12 protein-coding genes are annotated in these 15,001 nt (G+C 59.7%); all 12 read right to left on the bottom strand.

Features of this window, described 5'->3' with window-relative positions; genetic code table 11:
- Nucleotides 1–810 carry a protein-glutamate O-methyltransferase CheR gene (locus VX159_RS10910; RefSeq protein WP_371322915.1) on the bottom strand — a complete coding sequence of 270 codons (810 nt, stop codon included), beginning with the start codon at nucleotides 808–810 and terminating at the stop codon, nucleotides 1–3.
- Complete coding sequence (locus VX159_RS10905; protein ID WP_371322914.1) at nucleotides 810–1,412, bottom strand: chemotaxis protein CheD; 603 nt, start codon at nucleotides 1,410–1,412, stop codon at nucleotides 810–812. Before VX159_RS10905 ends, VX159_RS10910 begins: the two co-directional genes overlap by 1 nt.
- Nucleotides 1,413–1,610: 198 nt before the next feature.
- Nucleotides 1,611–2,156 carry a chemotaxis protein CheW gene (locus VX159_RS10900; protein WP_371322913.1) on the bottom strand — a complete coding sequence of 182 codons (546 nt, stop codon included), beginning with the start codon at nucleotides 2,154–2,156 and terminating at the stop codon, nucleotides 1,611–1,613.
- A 14-nt stretch (nucleotides 2,157–2,170) separates the two neighbouring features.
- Complete coding sequence (locus VX159_RS10895) at nucleotides 2,171–4,594, bottom strand: methyl-accepting chemotaxis protein (protein WP_371322912.1); 2,424 nt, start codon at nucleotides 4,592–4,594, stop codon at nucleotides 2,171–2,173.
- A gap of 25 nt (nucleotides 4,595–4,619) precedes the next feature.
- Entirely contained in the window at nucleotides 4,620–5,165 is a 546-nt protein-coding gene (locus VX159_RS10890; RefSeq protein WP_371322911.1) for a chemotaxis protein CheW, read from the bottom strand.
- 14 nt (nucleotides 5,166–5,179) lie between these two features.
- Nucleotides 5,180–7,627 (bottom strand): methyl-accepting chemotaxis protein, encoded by a 2,448-nt coding sequence (locus VX159_RS10885; RefSeq protein WP_371322910.1) that lies wholly within the window; start codon nucleotides 7,625–7,627, stop codon nucleotides 5,180–5,182.
- A gap of 24 nt (nucleotides 7,628–7,651) precedes the next feature.
- Nucleotides 7,652–9,835 carry a chemotaxis protein CheA gene (locus VX159_RS10880; RefSeq protein WP_371322909.1) on the bottom strand — a complete coding sequence of 728 codons (2,184 nt, stop codon included), beginning with the start codon at nucleotides 9,833–9,835 and terminating at the stop codon, nucleotides 7,652–7,654.
- Between the two features lie 12 nt (nucleotides 9,836–9,847).
- The gene (locus VX159_RS10875) at nucleotides 9,848–10,153 is read right to left on the bottom strand and encodes a lipid asymmetry maintenance protein MlaB (RefSeq protein ID WP_371322908.1); all 306 of its coding nucleotides are present in this window, start codon (nucleotides 10,151–10,153) and stop codon (nucleotides 9,848–9,850) included.
- Nucleotides 10,154–10,161: 8 nt separating this feature from the next.
- Complete coding sequence (locus VX159_RS10870; protein ID WP_371325513.1) at nucleotides 10,162–10,914, bottom strand: methyl-accepting chemotaxis protein; 753 nt, start codon at nucleotides 10,912–10,914, stop codon at nucleotides 10,162–10,164.
- 565 nt (nucleotides 10,915–11,479) lie between these two features.
- On the bottom strand, nucleotides 11,480–11,845 hold the full coding sequence (locus VX159_RS10865; protein ID WP_371322907.1) for a response regulator: 366 nt from the start codon (nucleotides 11,843–11,845) through the stop codon (nucleotides 11,480–11,482).
- Nucleotides 11,846–12,093: 248 nt separating this feature from the next.
- Nucleotides 12,094–13,863, bottom strand: coding sequence for an Hpt domain-containing protein (locus VX159_RS10860; protein WP_371322906.1), 1,770 nt, complete (start codon nucleotides 13,861–13,863; stop codon nucleotides 12,094–12,096).
- A gap of 27 nt (nucleotides 13,864–13,890) precedes the next feature.
- Nucleotides 13,891–14,973, bottom strand: a complete 1,083-nt coding sequence (locus tag VX159_RS10855) for a two-component system response regulator (protein WP_371322905.1) — start codon at nucleotides 14,971–14,973, stop codon at nucleotides 13,891–13,893.
- Nucleotides 14,974–15,001 lie beyond the last annotated feature (28 nt).

Genomic DNA, 15,001 nt, shown 5'->3' with positions numbered 1-15,001 from the left:
TTATGCTTTCTGGTAAATGGTCGGGCGCAGGGCGATCAGGCCATCGCTGATGCCGTTCAGCGTTTCCGAGTGGCCTATGATCAGGTATCCGCCCGGGGCCAGCAAGGGGAGCAGATTGCCTACCACCTTGCGCTTGGTGTCCGAGTCAAAATAGATCATCACATTGCGCAGGAAGATCACTTCGAAGATTCCCAGATCCTGAGTGACTGGCAGGGTCAGATTGAGGTGGTGGAAGCTGACCCGCTTGCGCAACTCGCTGGAGATCAGGAAGGTGCCTTCCTGCGAACGGACACCCTTCAGGCAGTATCGGGAGAGATAGGCGGGGGGAATGCCTTCGTTACGCTCCAGCGGATAGTGGCCGCGCCGGGCCTTTTCCAGAACCTGGGTGCTGATGTCGGTTCCAACCACTTCCCAAGGGCTGTTTTTGAGATTTTCGGCGAGTACCATCGCCATCGTGTAGGCTTCTTCCCCGGTCGAACTGGCTGCACTGAGAATCCGGAAGGTCCCCGGATTGCGGCGAGGGCGCAAGATTTCCTCAATCAGGAAGTCGAAATGCTTGGGTTCGCGGAAGAAATAGGTCTCGTTGGTCGTCAGCAGGTCGACCATTGTCTGCAGTTCATCCGGGTGCTGGCCACTGGCAAGCATCCGGTAATACTGCGTGAAAGTATCCAGCTGGTGGTGGCGCAGCCGCTTTTGCAGGCGTCCGACCAGCAGCACCTTTTTGCTATCGGCAAGGTTGATCCCGGCGATCTTGTAGATCAGCCGCTGGAACAATCCGAATTCCTGGTCGGTAATGGCGGGGGCTTGCATCAAAACAACTCGATTTTCTTGGAAGAGGCGGTGGCTTGCTGCACATGCAGTGAGGCGGCGTAGGCTTCCTGTTCGCGGCGCAGGGATTCCGCCTTGATCAGGCTGGAGGTTACACGTTTGCAGTAGGCATCGCCATTGGCCGGAACGAGCAGGACCTTGCGCGACCAGGGGCCGAGGAAGTCGGATGCGATCAGCGGAATGCTTTCACGCTCCAGCCAGTCCCGGGTGAAATCAGAATTTTTCTTGCCGATCGACAAGGAGTTCGGCAAGTTGGCATCGATTACCGTACCGCCGCCAAAAGCCTTGGCGCGAATCCGGTGGCGGGCAGCTCCCTGTGCCAGCATTGCATTGAGCAAGGCTTCCATGCAGGCATCGCCGGCGAGAAGCACATCTTCGTCGGCATGCGCGCTTTTTTTCATTTGCGGCAGCATGAAGTGATTCATGCCGGCGATTGGCACCCCGGTGTCGTAGAGGCAGACGGCAACGCAGGAGCCGAGCAGGGTCGAAATCGGCCGATGCCGCTCGATGGCCCATTCGCCCGGTCCGATGCTGCGGGACAGGCGCTCGATTTCACGCGAAGGGAGGGAGGTGTAATCAATCATGCGTCAATGGAAGCGCTGTACGACCAATCCGCAGGCTGCGGTCAAGCCCGTACTACCGGCGATGATACTGGCGTATCCAGGGCAAGTCACGCCTTGACAGAGCGGCGGAAATGAAGGTGCCATGGCGCATGGCCGGAAAAGCAAAAGCGCCGGTTTTCACGGTCGACCGTGAAAACCGGCGCTTTTGCATGCGTCAGACTAGCTGGCCGAATCCTGTTCGCTGTCAGCGATCTGGGAGAGCATGGCGATTTCCTCGACGGAGAGGACATGGCCGATATCGAGGATGATGACGAACTTGCCGCCGACCTTGCCCATGCCGGAGATGAAGTCGGCGCGGATGCGTGCGCCGAAGGCGGGAGGGGGTTCGATGTCAGCGGCAGCGATTTCGAGGACTTCGGAAACGGCATCGACCATCACGCCGATATCGTGTTTCTGGTCACCTTCGATCAGCTCGACGATGATGATGCAGGTACGGCGGGCGACCTGGGTAGGCTGGCCGCCGAAGCGGCAGGCGAGGTCGATGACTGGAACGACGGCGCCGCGCAGGTTGATCACGCCACGGATGAAGGTGGGCATCATTGGGATTTCGGTGATGCTGCCGTACTCGATGATTTCCTTGACGTTGAGGATGGCGAGGGCAAACATCTCGCCGCCCAAGGTAAAGGTGAGGTATTGCTGCGGCGTACCGCCGGCAGCGGAGGCTGCCGGACGGCTATTGGCGCCGTGTGGAGCGGGGTGTCCCATCAGGCGGCTCCTGCTCAGAACTTCTCGAAGTCGGACTCGTCGAAGGCGGCCACGCTGGGGCGGCTGGCAACGGCGGCACGGGGTGCGGAGGCGGCGGGGCGGCTGCTGGGCAGGGCCGGGCGGTAAGCGCCACGATGATGCCCATCGTCGACCTGGAAGAAGCCCATCAACTGCTGCAGCTGGCCGGCCTGGCCGCCGAGTTCCTCAGCGGTGGCGGCGAGCTCTTCGGAGGCCGAAGCGTTCTGCTGCGTCGCCTTGTTGAGTTGTCCCATCGCGTTGTTGATCTGGAGGACGCCGGAAGACTGTTCCTGGCTGGCCATGGCGATTTCCTGGACCAGGTCGGAGGTCTTCTGGATCGAGGGGACCATTTCCTGGAGCAGCGAACCGGCGCGCTCGGCGGCCTTGACCGAGGAACCGGCGAGTTCGCCGATTTCCTGAGCGGCAACCTGCGAACGCTCGGCGAGCTTGCGCACTTCGGCGGCGACGACGGCAAAGCCCTTGCCATGTTCGCCGGCGCGGGCGGCTTCGATGGCGGCGTTCAAGGCGAGCAGGTTGGTCTGATAGGCAATGTCGTCGATGATGCCGATCTTGTCGGCAATCGACTTCATGGCTTCGACGGTCTTGCCGACGGCATCGCCGCCTTCGCCGGCTTCCTTGGCGGCCTTGGAGGCCATGTTGTCGGTGACCTTGGCGTTCTCGGTGTTCTGGGCGACCGAAGCGGTCATTTCCTCAAGCGACGCGGTGGTTTCCTCGACCGAGGCAGCTTGTTCGGAAGAGGACTGCGAGAGGCTCTGGGCGGTGGCCGAGACCTGGCCGGCGGCATTCGAGAGCGCGTCGGCAGCGGTGATGATCTGGGAAACGGTTTCCGAGAGTTTGCCGATGGTGTCGTTGATCGAATCCTTGAGGGTGGCGAAATCGCCCTGGTAGGCCTTGGCGATGGTCTGGGTCATGTCGCCGGCGGCCATCGCGGACATCACGCGTTGCACGTCCTGGATCGGAGAGACGACGGCGTCGAGGGTGTCGTTGACGCCTTCGACGATACGACGGAAGTCGCCCTGATGCAGGGAGGCCTCGGCCCGGGTGTCGAGCTTGCCGGCGACGGCAGCAGCGGAGAGCATGTTGGCATCGGCGACGAGTTTGTTGATGGCGTCGATGCAGGTGTTGAGGTTGTTCTTGATGGCGTTGAAATCGCCGTTGTAGCTGTCGGTGATCTTGTGGGGGATGTCGCCCTTGGCGATGCGGTCGACGTAGCTGGCAGCGACGTTGAGGGGGCCGATGACGGCGTCGAGGGTGTTATTGACGCCTTCGACGATGCGGCGGAAGTCGCCCTGGTGCTGCGCGGCGTCGGCGCGGGTGGAGAGTTGGCCGGCGACGGCGGCCTGGGCGAGCAGGCCGGCATCAGAGATCAGTTTATTGACGGCGTCGATACAGGTGTTGAGGTTGTTCTTGAGGGTGTTGAAGTCGCCGTTGTAGGTGTCGGAGATACGTGGTGGGATGTCGCCCTTGGAGATGCGGTCGACGTAGCTGGCGGCGACGTTGAGCGGCCCGATCACGGCATCCAGCGTCGCGTTGATGCCCGCAACGATACGGCCGTACTCGCCTTTGTAGCGGCTGACATCGGCGCGGGTGGCAAGGCGGCCTTCGATGGCCGCCTGTTCGAGGCGTCCGGCTTCGGCCGCCATGTTACGCAGGCTGGTCTGCATCGACTTCATCGCGGCCATCAGACTGTCATTGTCGTTGGCAGTCAGGGGGATTTCGCCGCTGAGGTCACCGTCGCCGATCTGACGGGCCAGCTCGGTGGCGACCGCCGGTTCACCGCCCAGTTGGCGGAGAACCGCACGCAGGGTAATCAGGCCGAGTGCGGTGACTGCGAGCAGGGTCAGAAGGCCGCAGACCAGCAACATGATGTTGGCCGAACTGCGGGTGCTTTGCGCTGCATCGGCTGCAGTTTTGGCCAGTTCCTCGTTATACAGCGACTGTGCGGCAAGCGCCTGGTTCAGCTTTTCGGCAACAGCCCCACCTTGGGCGATGGTGTCCTGTGTCCGATCATTGCGCAGGATTAGCTTGAGGGCGCCGTCGTATTCCTTGAGCAGGGTCTGGCTGTTTTGGAAGAGTTGCTTGTCCTTGTCATCGCTGAGCAGGTTTTCATAGCGCTTGAGTTCAGTCGCAGTCTTTTCCAGGGCTTCCTTGACCCGCCCCTCAAATTCCGGCGCCTTGGCGGCATCGTTGTTGAGGATCAGACGAAAGACAGCGATTCGCAGTCGGGAAAACTCCTGCTGTGAGCGGTTCAGAACAATCAGGCTGGGAACGACGTTTTCGTTGGAGTAGTTTGCCTGGTTGAAAACGCTCACCATTTGGGTGAAGCCAATACCGGCAACGGCTGCTACACCGAGTGCGGCGGCACAAATGAGTAAATAAAGCCTTTTGGCGAGGGACATGGTGCTGACTCCTGGGTGTTGCAATTCAGTTGCTGGAATCCTGTTCGCTGTCAGCGATCTGGGAGAGCATGGCGATTTCCTCGACGGAGAGGACATGGCCGATATCGAGGATGATGACGAACTTGCCGCCGACCTTGCCCATGCCGGAGATGAAGTCGGCGCGGATGCGTGCGCCGAAGGCGGGAGGGGGTTCGATGTCAGCGGCAGCGATTTCGAGGACTTCGGAAACGGCATCGACCATCACGCCGATATCGTGTTTCTGGTCACCTTCGATCAGCTCGACGATGATGATGCAGGTACGGCGGGCGACCTGGGTAGGCTGGCCGCCGAAGCGGCAGGCGAGGTCGATGACTGGAACGACGGCGCCGCGCAGGTTGATCACGCCACGGATGAAGGTGGGCATCATTGGGATTTCGGTGATGCTGCCGTACTCGATGATTTCCTTGACGTTGAGGATGGCGAGGGCAAACATCTCGCCGCCCAAGGTAAAGGTGAGGTATTGCTGCGGCGTACCGCCGGCAGCGGAGGCTGCCGGACGGCTATTGGCGCCGTGTGGAGCGGGGTGTCCCATCAGGCGGCTCCTGCTCAGAACTTCTCGAAGTCGGACTCGTCGAAGGCGGCCACGCTGGGGCGGCTGGCAACGGCGGCACGGGGTGCGGAGGCGGCGGGGCGGCTGCTGGGCAGGGCCGGGCGGTAAGCGCCACGATGATGCCCATCGTCGACCTGGAAGAAGCCCATCAACTGCTGCAGCTGGCCGGCCTGGCCGCCGAGTTCCTCAGCGGTGGCGGCGAGCTCTTCGGAGGCCGAAGCGTTCTGCTGCGTCGCCTTGTTGAGTTGTCCCATCGCGTTGTTGATCTGGAGGACGCCGGAAGACTGTTCCTGGCTGGCCATGGCGATTTCCTGGACCAGGTCGGAGGTCTTCTGGATCGAGGGGACCATTTCCTGGAGCAGCGAACCGGCGCGCTCGGCGGCCTTGACCGAGGAACCGGCGAGTTCGCCGATTTCCTGAGCGGCAACCTGCGAACGCTCGGCGAGCTTGCGCACTTCGGCGGCGACGACGGCAAAGCCCTTGCCATGTTCGCCGGCGCGGGCGGCTTCGATGGCGGCGTTCAAGGCGAGCAGGTTGGTCTGATAGGCAATGTCGTCGATGATGCCGATCTTGTCGGCAATCGACTTCATGGCTTCGACGGTCTTGCCGACGGCATCGCCGCCTTCGCCGGCTTCCTTGGCGGCCTTGGAGGCCATGTTGTCGGTGACCTTGGCGTTCTCGGTGTTCTGGGCGACCGAAGCGGTCATTTCCTCAAGCGACGCGGTGGTTTCCTCGACCGAGGCAGCTTGTTCGGAAGAGGACTGCGAGAGGCTCTGGGCGGTGGCCGAGACCTGGCCGGCGGCATTCGAGAGCGCGTCGGCAGCGGTGATGATCTGGGAAACGGTTTCCGAGAGTTTGCCGATGGTGTCGTTGATCGAATCCTTGAGGGTGGCGAAATCGCCCTGGTAGGCCTTGGCGATGGTCTGGGTCATGTCGCCGGCGGCCATCGCGGACATCACGCGTTGCACGTCCTGGATCGGAGAGACGACGGCGTCGAGGGTGTCGTTGACGCCTTCGACGATACGACGGAAGTCGCCCTGATGCAGGGAGGCCTCGGCCCGGGTGTCGAGCTTGCCGGCGACGGCAGCAGCGGAGAGCATGTTGGCATCGGCGACGAGTTTGTTGATGGCGTCGATGCAGGTGTTGAGGTTGTTCTTGATGGCGTTGAAATCGCCGTTGTAGCTGTCGGTGATCTTGTGGGGGATGTCGCCCTTGGCGATGCGGTCGACGTAGCTGGCAGCGACGTTGAGGGGGCCGATGACGGCGTCGAGGGTGTTATTGACGCCTTCGACGATGCGGCGGAAGTCGCCCTGGTGCTGCGCGGCGTCGGCGCGGGTGGAGAGTTGGCCGGCGACGGCGGCCTGGGCGAGCAGGCCGGCATCAGAGATCAGTTTATTGACGGCGTCGATACAGGTGTTGAGGTTGTTCTTGAGGGTGTTGAAGTCGCCGTTGTAGGTGTCGGAGATACGTGGTGGGATGTCGCCCTTGGAGATGCGGTCGACGTAGCTGGCAGCGACGTTGAGCGGCCCGATCACGGCATCCAGCGTCGCGTTGATGCCCGCAACGATTTTTGCGAAATCGCCCTGATGTTTGCCAGCATCGGCACGGGTGGCCAGTTGCCCGGCGGTGGCAGCGGCAACCAGCGCGTTGACATCCTGCGTCATGGACTGGACCGAACCTTGAACCGAGGCTACTGCCCGGACGACTTCTCCGACTTCGTCGCGATTGCTGGAGGCGAGAGTGAAATTGAAATCGCCGGCAGCCATTTTGCGGGCGGCATCGACGACTTCGCCAACCGGGCGGGTGATGCTACGGGTGATCAGCAGGGCGAAGACAATGGTCAGTAAGGCGGCCAGCAATGCCAGCCCGATCATCAGTTTTTGGGCATTCTGAGCACTATCGATCGCTGTCTTGCCTTCGCTGGCGGTAATTTCGTTGAGCATCCCGATCAGGTCGTTGATTGCCTTGAAATAGTCGGACTGCTGTTTCCGGATGGTACCAAGCATCAGTTCCAGCGCTTCGTCGCGCTTGCCTGCCTTGGCCAACTCAACGAATTTTTCCTGCATCGGAACATAGGCCGCGCGCGCATCCTTCATCGCCTTGAGGGCTTCCTTGCCCTTGGGAGTCGAGATTGTTGCATCCAGTTTCTCGATCCGCTCGCCAATGATCCGGCGTTGGTCGGTAATCCGCTCAAGTTCACGCTTGACCTTGTCTGGTGTTGTTTCCAACAGTGCATTGCGCATTGAACGGGCGATCACGTTCAGGGCATCGATGATGTCGTTGGCCTGGGCGATTTTGGGGTTGCGATCGTTGATCACCAAGTCGAGATTGTCGGTGAGTTGGCCGAGGCGCAGGGTGCCGACTACCGAGATGGTCAGTAGCAACAGCAAGGTAGCAGCGAAACCTATGCCCAGACGCAGGCCGATCTTCATGTTGTTCAGCATGATTTCCTCCCCAATATTCTCAAATTATTGATTTGTCACAGTTGACCGCAGCAGGCTGCTGGCTGTGTTCATTTCGCGTTCTTCGGCTCGTGCATTGCGCTGTATCAACGCCTGTACATCGAGGATCAGCGCGACTTCACCGCTGCCCAGGATGGTCGAGCCGCCAATCCCGCGCAGATGGCGGAAAATGCTGGAGAGCGGCTTGATTACGGTCTGGAACTCACCCATCAACTGATCGACGACAATCCCGGCCTTCTGGCCTGCGTATTGGACGACGACGATGTTTTCGCGTGCCGGCCGTTCCCCGGGAATGTCGAACATTTCGCGCAGGCGGACAAAAGGCAGGACTTCGCCGCGCAGATTGAGGAAATCGCGGTCAGCGGTATTGGTCTTCAGTTCGATGCACTCGATCACCATGTCGAGCGGGATGACATAGGCAGCCCGGCCAACCCCAACCAGGAAGCCGTCGATGATCGCCAGTGTCAGCGGCAGACGGATGGTGAAGGTTGCACCGTTGCCTTCGGTGCTGGAAACTTCGCAACTGCCACGCAGGCTTTGAATGTTGCGGCGGACGACGTCCATGCCGACGCCGCGGCCGGACAGGTTGGTCACCTTGTCAGCGGTGGAGAAGCCGGGCTCCCAGATCAGGTTGATGATTTCCTGGTCGGTCAAGGTTTGTGTCGGTTGCACCAGCCCCTTCTCGATCGCCTTGTTGAGTATCTTGTCGCGCGGCAGACCCGCGCCGTCGTCAATCACCTCAATCACAATGCTGCCGGAGTCGTGGTAGGCGTTGAGTTCAAGCGTTCCGGATCGCGGCTTGCCCTTTGCTTCGCGGGTGTCCGGGGCTTCGATACCGTGGTCCATGGAGTTGCGGACCAGATGCATCAATGGGTCGCCAATCTTTTCCACCACCGACTTGTCGAGTTCGGTTTCCGCACCGCTGATCACCAGATTGATTTCCTTGCCCAGCTCCTTGGAGACATCGCGGACTACCCGGTTGAAGCGGTTGAAGGTTTCTCCGATCTGGACCATCCGCAGTTGCAGTGCGGAGTCGCGGATGTTCTCGACCAGTCGTGACAAAACCGAAGTCGATTCGACCAGATCGCTTTGGCCGCTGCGCTGCGCCAGCAGGTTGGCTGAAGCTCCAGCAATCACCAGCTCGCCAACCAGATCAATCAACTGGTCCAGCTTGTCGGCTTGAACCCGAATCAGGCGGGCTTCGACCGCCTTCTTTTCACTGACCTGGTGTTGCTTGCTGATCGCTGCTTCGACTACTTCCTTATGAACCACCTTTTGGTCGACCAGAATCTCACCAATGTGTGGTTGTTCGCTGTCTTCGCTATGTTCCGGTTGCTGCTGCGAAAGGAGACCGTCGTCGAGTTCGCTCTGGGTCAGTGCTCCGCAGCGGACGAGCATCTCTCCCAGACGCATGTCGTCCTCGGGGAGTTCGCGGATCAATTTGACGTATTCGGCCAGCTTGCTGTTCGGCGGCAGGATGCGCAGGTCGCAATCGTCGCGGCAGAAGTCGAAGACACGCTCGATGTCTGCCTTTGAGGCGCGGGTCTGCAAGCGGATTTCAAAACCCAGGTAGCAGGATTCGGGATCCATCTCGGCAACTGCCGGCATGGCATCGGGTACCGTTTCGAGGGCCTGAATTTCGCCCAGGCTGGCCAGGTAGCGGATGAAGGAAAGCGGGTCCATTCCGCCGCGCAGCACATGCGGGCCAAAACGAACCGAAATATGCCAGCTGTCGGTGTTGACCGCAGCCGGATTGCTGTCTTCCTCGCAGTGCTCGCCAGATCCGGCAATTGCGGCCGGAGCGCCTCCCGTGTAGACGGCCAGTTCGAGCAACAAGCCATCGCCGGTGGCCTGTACTGGTGCCGGCGCATCCGGCTGACCCGCTTCGAGAACGTCCATCAGCGCACCCAGTTGATCGCAGCAACGGAGCAGCAGGCCGGTCAGGTCAGAGGAGACTGCAATCTCTCCATTGCGCAGGCGGTCGAGTACGTTCTCAACCTTGTGCATAAAGCTTTCGATGAAGTGGCATTCAATGACGCCCGAAGCTCCTTTGACTGTATGGGCTGCCCGGAAGATGCCATTGATTCCGTCATGGTTGTCCGGGTTTTGCTCCAGTTCGAGCAAACCGCTTTCCATCGCCTGCAGTTGCTCGCGCCCTTCCTGGATAAAGACGCTGGTAAGTTCATCCATGTTCTCGTCGCCTCAGGCCGTTGGGGCTTCGCTGATTGCCGCAGCTTCGCCAAGATAGCGGGTCAGATTGCAGAATTCTACGGTTTGCCGGACGTTGTCGCTCATTGCACAGATGAGCATGGGCTTGTTTTGCTTGCCGGCTTCACGTCGGGCCAGAATCAGCAACTGCAGGCCGGCAGTATCGATCTCGGCAACGTGCGAAAGGTCCAGTTCGAGGGCTGAGCCCTGCTCGACGGCCTCGGTCAGGCGTTGTTTGAGTTCGAGCGCGTTATAGATCGTCAGGTCTTCGGTAATGGTGATACGGCTGACATCGCTCATGGTGATCCTCAGAACAATTCGATTTTGGCGGACCCGCCAGCGGTCGATTGACCAGGGGGGGCGTCGTGCTGCAGTGCCTGATGATGATCGGCCCGCTGCTTGTCCATCACGTACAGACTGTACAACTGATCGAGGTGCTCGGTGAGTGGGGTGTAGGTGAAATTGTCGCCTTCCGAGGCCTTGATCCGGCGGGCCAGGTTGCTGGCATGCTGGTCAAGGATGTCCAGCGCTTTGAGTACCTGTTCGATTTGCTGCCGGGTGATGTCTTGAAACTGGACGCTGGCCAGGGTGTCCATGAACATGGTAGCGAGGGCATCGCTCGATGACTTCACTTTTTCAACCATGGTCAGGTCGTGTTCAAGCAATTCGCGGTAGCTTTGTCCGAGATTGTTCAGTTGGTCGGAAAATTCGGTCAGGGCAGCGCGTTCGGCGTTGGTATTGCTGTGCGCGAGCTTGTCCTGGAACTGGCCGCGAATGTTGCCGGCGACCGACAGAATGCCTTGGTTGATCTTGTCTACGGCCGTATCGGTCTCGCTCGACAGTTTGCGCACCTCGTCCGCAACGACGGCGAAACCACGTCCTTGTTCTCCAGCCCGGGCGGCCTCGATTGCTGCATTGAGCGCCAGCAGATTGGTCTGGCCCGAAATTTCACGAATCAGTTGCACCAGTTTGCCGAGTTCGTCGGCATCCTGAACGATGCGAGCGATCCGCTGACGGTCGGCTTCTGCATCTTCGATCCGGCGTCGGATGTAGGCGTCCATGCGGTCAATCAGACGCTGGTTACCGCTGATTTTGGCTTCCGAGTCTTCGGCGATGGCTTTGGCTGCATCGGTACTGCTGGTGACAAAAGCTTCAAGGTCGGTGACCACACCGTCGATGGTTTGCAGGCGGGAAGTAATTGCGTAAGCTGCAGCTTCGGTTTCATCGATGATGCTGCGCAACTGTTTGCGCAGAACGTCATTGAATGAGCGGATGCTTTCCAGTTCGTCGGCTACTTCATTGCCGACATTTTCGACGTCATAGACTTTGCTGAACACCTGCTTCTGGTCATTGGCCAGGCCGAACAGCACGTCTCGGTAAAAAGCATACGAAACCATGCGTTGGGATGCGTAGGAAATCAAGACCAGCAGCATTGCGCCGATCGCGTCTCCGGCCGGTGATGAGACGTTCAGCATCGGCAGGAAGTTGCTGTGGAACCAGTCGTTGAGGTAGTACACCGAAACGAAAGCGCCTAGCGCGACGATCGATGCAACCAGCAGCGCACGTTTGAAATATTCGGCCGGGGCTGGTTCCGCAGGCGTGGTGTTTTCTAGCATGGGCAGAGGGTTACCGCAGAACGAGCTTGATCGTGTTCAACAGTTCATCTGCGGTGGCAGGTTTGACGATCCAGCCCGAAGCGCCGGCTGCCTTGGCCTCCATTTTGCGCGACTGCTGTGATTCGGTGGTCAGGAACAGGATGGGCATGAAGCGATAGTTGGGGAGCTTGCGCACTTCCTTGATTAGTTCGATCCCATTCATGCCGGGCATGTTCAGATCGGTGATCAGCAGGTCAACCTTGACTCCGGCTTGAAATTTTTTCAGGGCCTCTTCGGCATTACTGGCTTTTTCGGTGGCGTATCCGGCCTTGGACAGAATGTTGGAAATGCTGAGCAGGATGGTGGCCGAATCGTCGACGAGAAAAATGGTTTTCATTGAGGAAAAACTCCGGGTGAGGCAGGCAGATGCGGGCTACTGTTACCGTGGCGGTTTGCTGCTGCCGATGGTGTGGGCATAGGCCGGCGCTACGGTGCATTAGGCGTGATATTACCTAAAAACATTGGCTGGGCATCAATATTTGCCAAAAATGATGGCTGTCGCAATAGCCGATTTAGCTTGCCCTTGCAGCGCTTTCGGTTAGCTGGCTGCGCGTTCCTGGCGTATTCAAGGATTTTGCGGGCGTGTTATTGCCCTGTTGTTAGCATGGTCTTTTGGCGATCGGTCAGGGCAGCCAGTGCCGCCGGGTAGTCGAAGCGGTCGAGTGCATGCCAGAACTCGTCGTGGCGCTTGCCGAGCAATGCCGCCAGAGCGGGCCGTAACTGGCGGGCCTGTTCGTTACAACGAATGTCGTCATCGGCCAGCAAGCGGCACAATTGGTCTAGCGCAGCAGGATCAATCGGCTTTGCATGGTTCTCGGGGACAGTGGTTTGGCTGGGGGCTTGGCGGCAACAGAGGTGTTCCAACTGGGCGCATTGCGCTTCGTGCACCCTGCTCAGTTCAGCCAGACAGGATGGGATTAGCTCGGTATTGGCATCGCGCAGGCTGTATTCCAGTTCACGGGCAGCCGCCTGGCTGGCTTGCAGACCGAGCGTGCCGGCGGCGCCCTTGAGAGTATGACTTAGTTTTTGGGCTAGGCTGTAATTGCCGTCCAGGATGGCATCGGCAATCTGATTGCCGAGTTCGCGGTGGTGTTCGAGGTATTTGCCGAGCAGTTCCAGATAGCGGCTTTCCCGGCCGGCAACAACGCGTAATCCTGATCTGACATCGAACCCCGGGATTCCTGCCAGGCGGGCGAGGCCGTTGTGCATTAGGGTCGGTGCGACAGATACCGGGGGGGCTGCAGCAGGGACTGGTTGCACAGAGGTAGAGGTGCTGGGTGGAATAACCGCTGCTGCCGGCCAATCTGACGAAGGGGCGCGAGCTTCAGTCGGCGAGGAGGGCGGTAATTCAGTGTCCGGCAGAAGGGAAGGGGGGGGCTGGCGCCGGGAGCGCAGATCAGCCAGAAGACAAAGGCCGAGCGCCAGCAGCAAGGCAGCTGTGGCTCCTTGCGCCAGCCGGGTAATCCGGCTGGTCGGCAATGGCAGCGTGTTTTCGTCCAGACTCAGGATTCTCCACTCGCTGCCCGTGGAGATGGCCGTTGCTGCCAGGATTGGTTGTCGGCTCAGAGGGGGAGCGGTGACCACGTTGCTCTGCCCGGTGGGCTGGGTCAGTAAATCCTGCAACCCGCTTTCGCGTAAATTGATCTTGCGCAGCAATGGCTCGCTTGAGGTCAGGCCGGGTTGGCCGAGTACTCGGAGTTGTTCGTCTTCGCGGCGAACCAAGTAACTGCGTACACCTTTGCCCAGTAGGTGCGGTGGGCTGAGCAGGGGAAGCAGGGCGTTTTCCAGCGAAGATTGGAGGACGATGTAACCACGTTGCTGGCGGACCGGTTCGCTTCCGCTGGCCAGGGGGGCAACGCTGGAAATATGGAAGTCGCCACCGTAAGCAGCCGGGTGAAAGTCGGAAATTTCTGCACGGCCGCTGATGCGGCTGGCGACCAGCAGGGCACCCAGGGCGGGGCGCAGGGAACCTTGCTGCTGATTGAGACTGAGGCGGATGTTGCCGTGATTGTCGAGGATCAGTACATCGTCGTAGCGATAGTTTTCCTTGATCGCTTGCAAATAGCTGCGCAGCGCCTTGGTTCGGAGATCGTCGGGTTTGGCTTGATCAAGGAATTCGCCGACACGGTCAACCAGCAGCGGGTTGTCGCTAAGAGTCTGCGCATCGGCAATTCGTTCATGGCGCCATTCGCTGAATTGTTGCGCTTTCAGAGTGGCAATGGCCATCAACCGGGTTTCAGCCAGGCTGATCTGTGCAGTCCTGTCTTCTTCGGCCAGTCTGTTACCGGACAACCAGACCGCCAGTGCCAGTGTGACAATCACGGTGGCCGGCCAATGGTGCAGAAAGGTACGCATCGGGTTCTCCGGCAAGGGGAGGGCTAGCTATTCGCCGTAAGTCTCGGCGATGTGCTGGAAGGTGCTGAATTCGCGGATGAAGACGTCGACAATGTCGGGGTCAAAGTGATGGCCTCGCCCGTCCACGATGATCTGGCTGGCGGTCGAGAAATCAAACGCATCCTTGTATACCCGTTTCGAAATCAGTGCATCAAAAACATCGGCGAGTGCCATCAGTCGGGCGGGTAAGGGAATGGCCTCGCCGGCCAGGCCATCGGGATAGCCGCTGCCATCCCATTTCTCATGGTGCCAGTGGGCAATCTGCTTGGCGATGGCGAGAAACTCCACCGGCTTGCGGGCATCCTTTTCGGCTTGTTCGATCGCCTTGCTGCCGAGAATGGCATGGGTTTTCATGATTTCCCACTCTTCCGGGGTCAGCTTCCCGGGTTTGAGCAGGATGTTGTCGGGGATTCCGACTTTGCCGATGTCATGGAGTGGTGCCGATTCTGCGAGTGCGTCGATGGTTTTGTCATCAAGCTCGGCTGTGTAGCGGGGGTGCTTGCGCAACCCTTGAGCCAGGGTGCGAACGTATTCCTGGGTGCGTAACAGGTGGTTCCCGGTTTCCGGATCTCGGGTTTCAGCCAGGCGCGCGAGCGCATGAATCGTAACTCGCTGAATTTCCTGATTTTCGCTCATCCGGCGGGCGACTTCGGCTTCCAGGTAGCGGTTGTGGTCGCGCAGGATATCGCGGGCGGCCTTCAGTTCCAGATGCGCGCGAACTCTGGCCAGGACTATTGACGGGCGGATTGGCTTGGCAATGTAATCGACAGCCCCTTGTTCAAGGCCGTGCTCTTCGTCGGCAACGCCATCCATGGCTGTGACGAAGATCACCGGCACGTCGCGCGTAGCAGGTGCAGAGCGGAGTCGGGAGAGTACTTCGTAGCCGTCCATCTCCGGCATCATCACGTCGAGCAGAATCAGGTCGGGCGGTTGTGCTCCGGCAATCTGCAATGCCCGGCTTCCCGAGTTGGCGGCACGGACACGATAGTAAGGCTGCAGCAACTCTCCGAGAACTGCAAGGTTTTCGGGAGTGTCATCGACCACCAGAATGGTTGATTGGGTTGCGGCCATGGTTCCTCGGCATGCTTCGGTGATGGAT

This window comes from Dechloromonas sp. ZY10 (genome assembly GCF_041378895.1).
Lineage (GTDB): Bacteria > Pseudomonadota > Gammaproteobacteria > Burkholderiales > Rhodocyclaceae > Azonexus > Azonexus aquae.
Note: the sequence above shows the minus strand (reverse complement) of the source record. Positions and strands in the feature narration are given on the sequence as shown.

Bases quoted from the DNA above. Each gene is read 5' to 3' on its own strand.
- VX159_RS10900 (WP_371322913.1), bottom strand. From the start codon at position 2,156: ATGGGACACCCCGCTCCACACGGCGCCAATAGCCGTCCGGCAGCCTCC.
- VX159_RS10895 (WP_371322912.1), bottom strand. From the start codon at position 4,594: ATGTCCCTCGCCAAAAGGCTTTATTTACTCATTTGTGCCGCCGCACTC.
- VX159_RS10890 (WP_371322911.1), bottom strand. From the start codon at position 5,165: ATGGGACACCCCGCTCCACACGGCGCCAATAGCCGTCCGGCAGCCTCC.
- VX159_RS10875 (WP_371322908.1), bottom strand. From the start codon at position 10,153: ATGAGCGATGTCAGCCGTATCACCATTACCGAAGACCTGACGATCTAT.
- VX159_RS10870 (WP_371325513.1), bottom strand. From the start codon at position 10,914: ATGGACGCCTACATCCGACGCCGGATCGAAGATGCAGAAGCCGACCGT.
- VX159_RS10910 (WP_371322915.1), bottom strand. From the start codon at position 810: ATGCAAGCCCCCGCCATTACCGACCAGGAATTCGGATTGTTCCAGCGG.
- VX159_RS10865 (WP_371322907.1), bottom strand. From the start codon at position 11,845: ATGAAAACCATTTTTCTCGTCGACGATTCGGCCACCATCCTGCTCAGC.
- VX159_RS10905 (WP_371322914.1), bottom strand. From the start codon at position 1,412: ATGATTGATTACACCTCCCTCCCTTCGCGTGAAATCGAGCGCCTGTCC.
- VX159_RS10855 (WP_371322905.1), bottom strand. From the start codon at position 14,973: ATGGCCGCAACCCAATCAACCATTCTGGTGGTCGATGACACTCCCGAA.
- VX159_RS10885 (WP_371322910.1), bottom strand. From the start codon at position 7,627: ATGCTGAACAACATGAAGATCGGCCTGCGTCTGGGCATAGGTTTCGCT.
- VX159_RS10880 (WP_371322909.1), bottom strand. From the start codon at position 9,835: ATGGATGAACTTACCAGCGTCTTTATCCAGGAAGGGCGCGAGCAACTG.
- VX159_RS10860 (WP_371322906.1), bottom strand. From the start codon at position 13,863: ATGCGTACCTTTCTGCACCATTGGCCGGCCACCGTGATTGTCACACTG.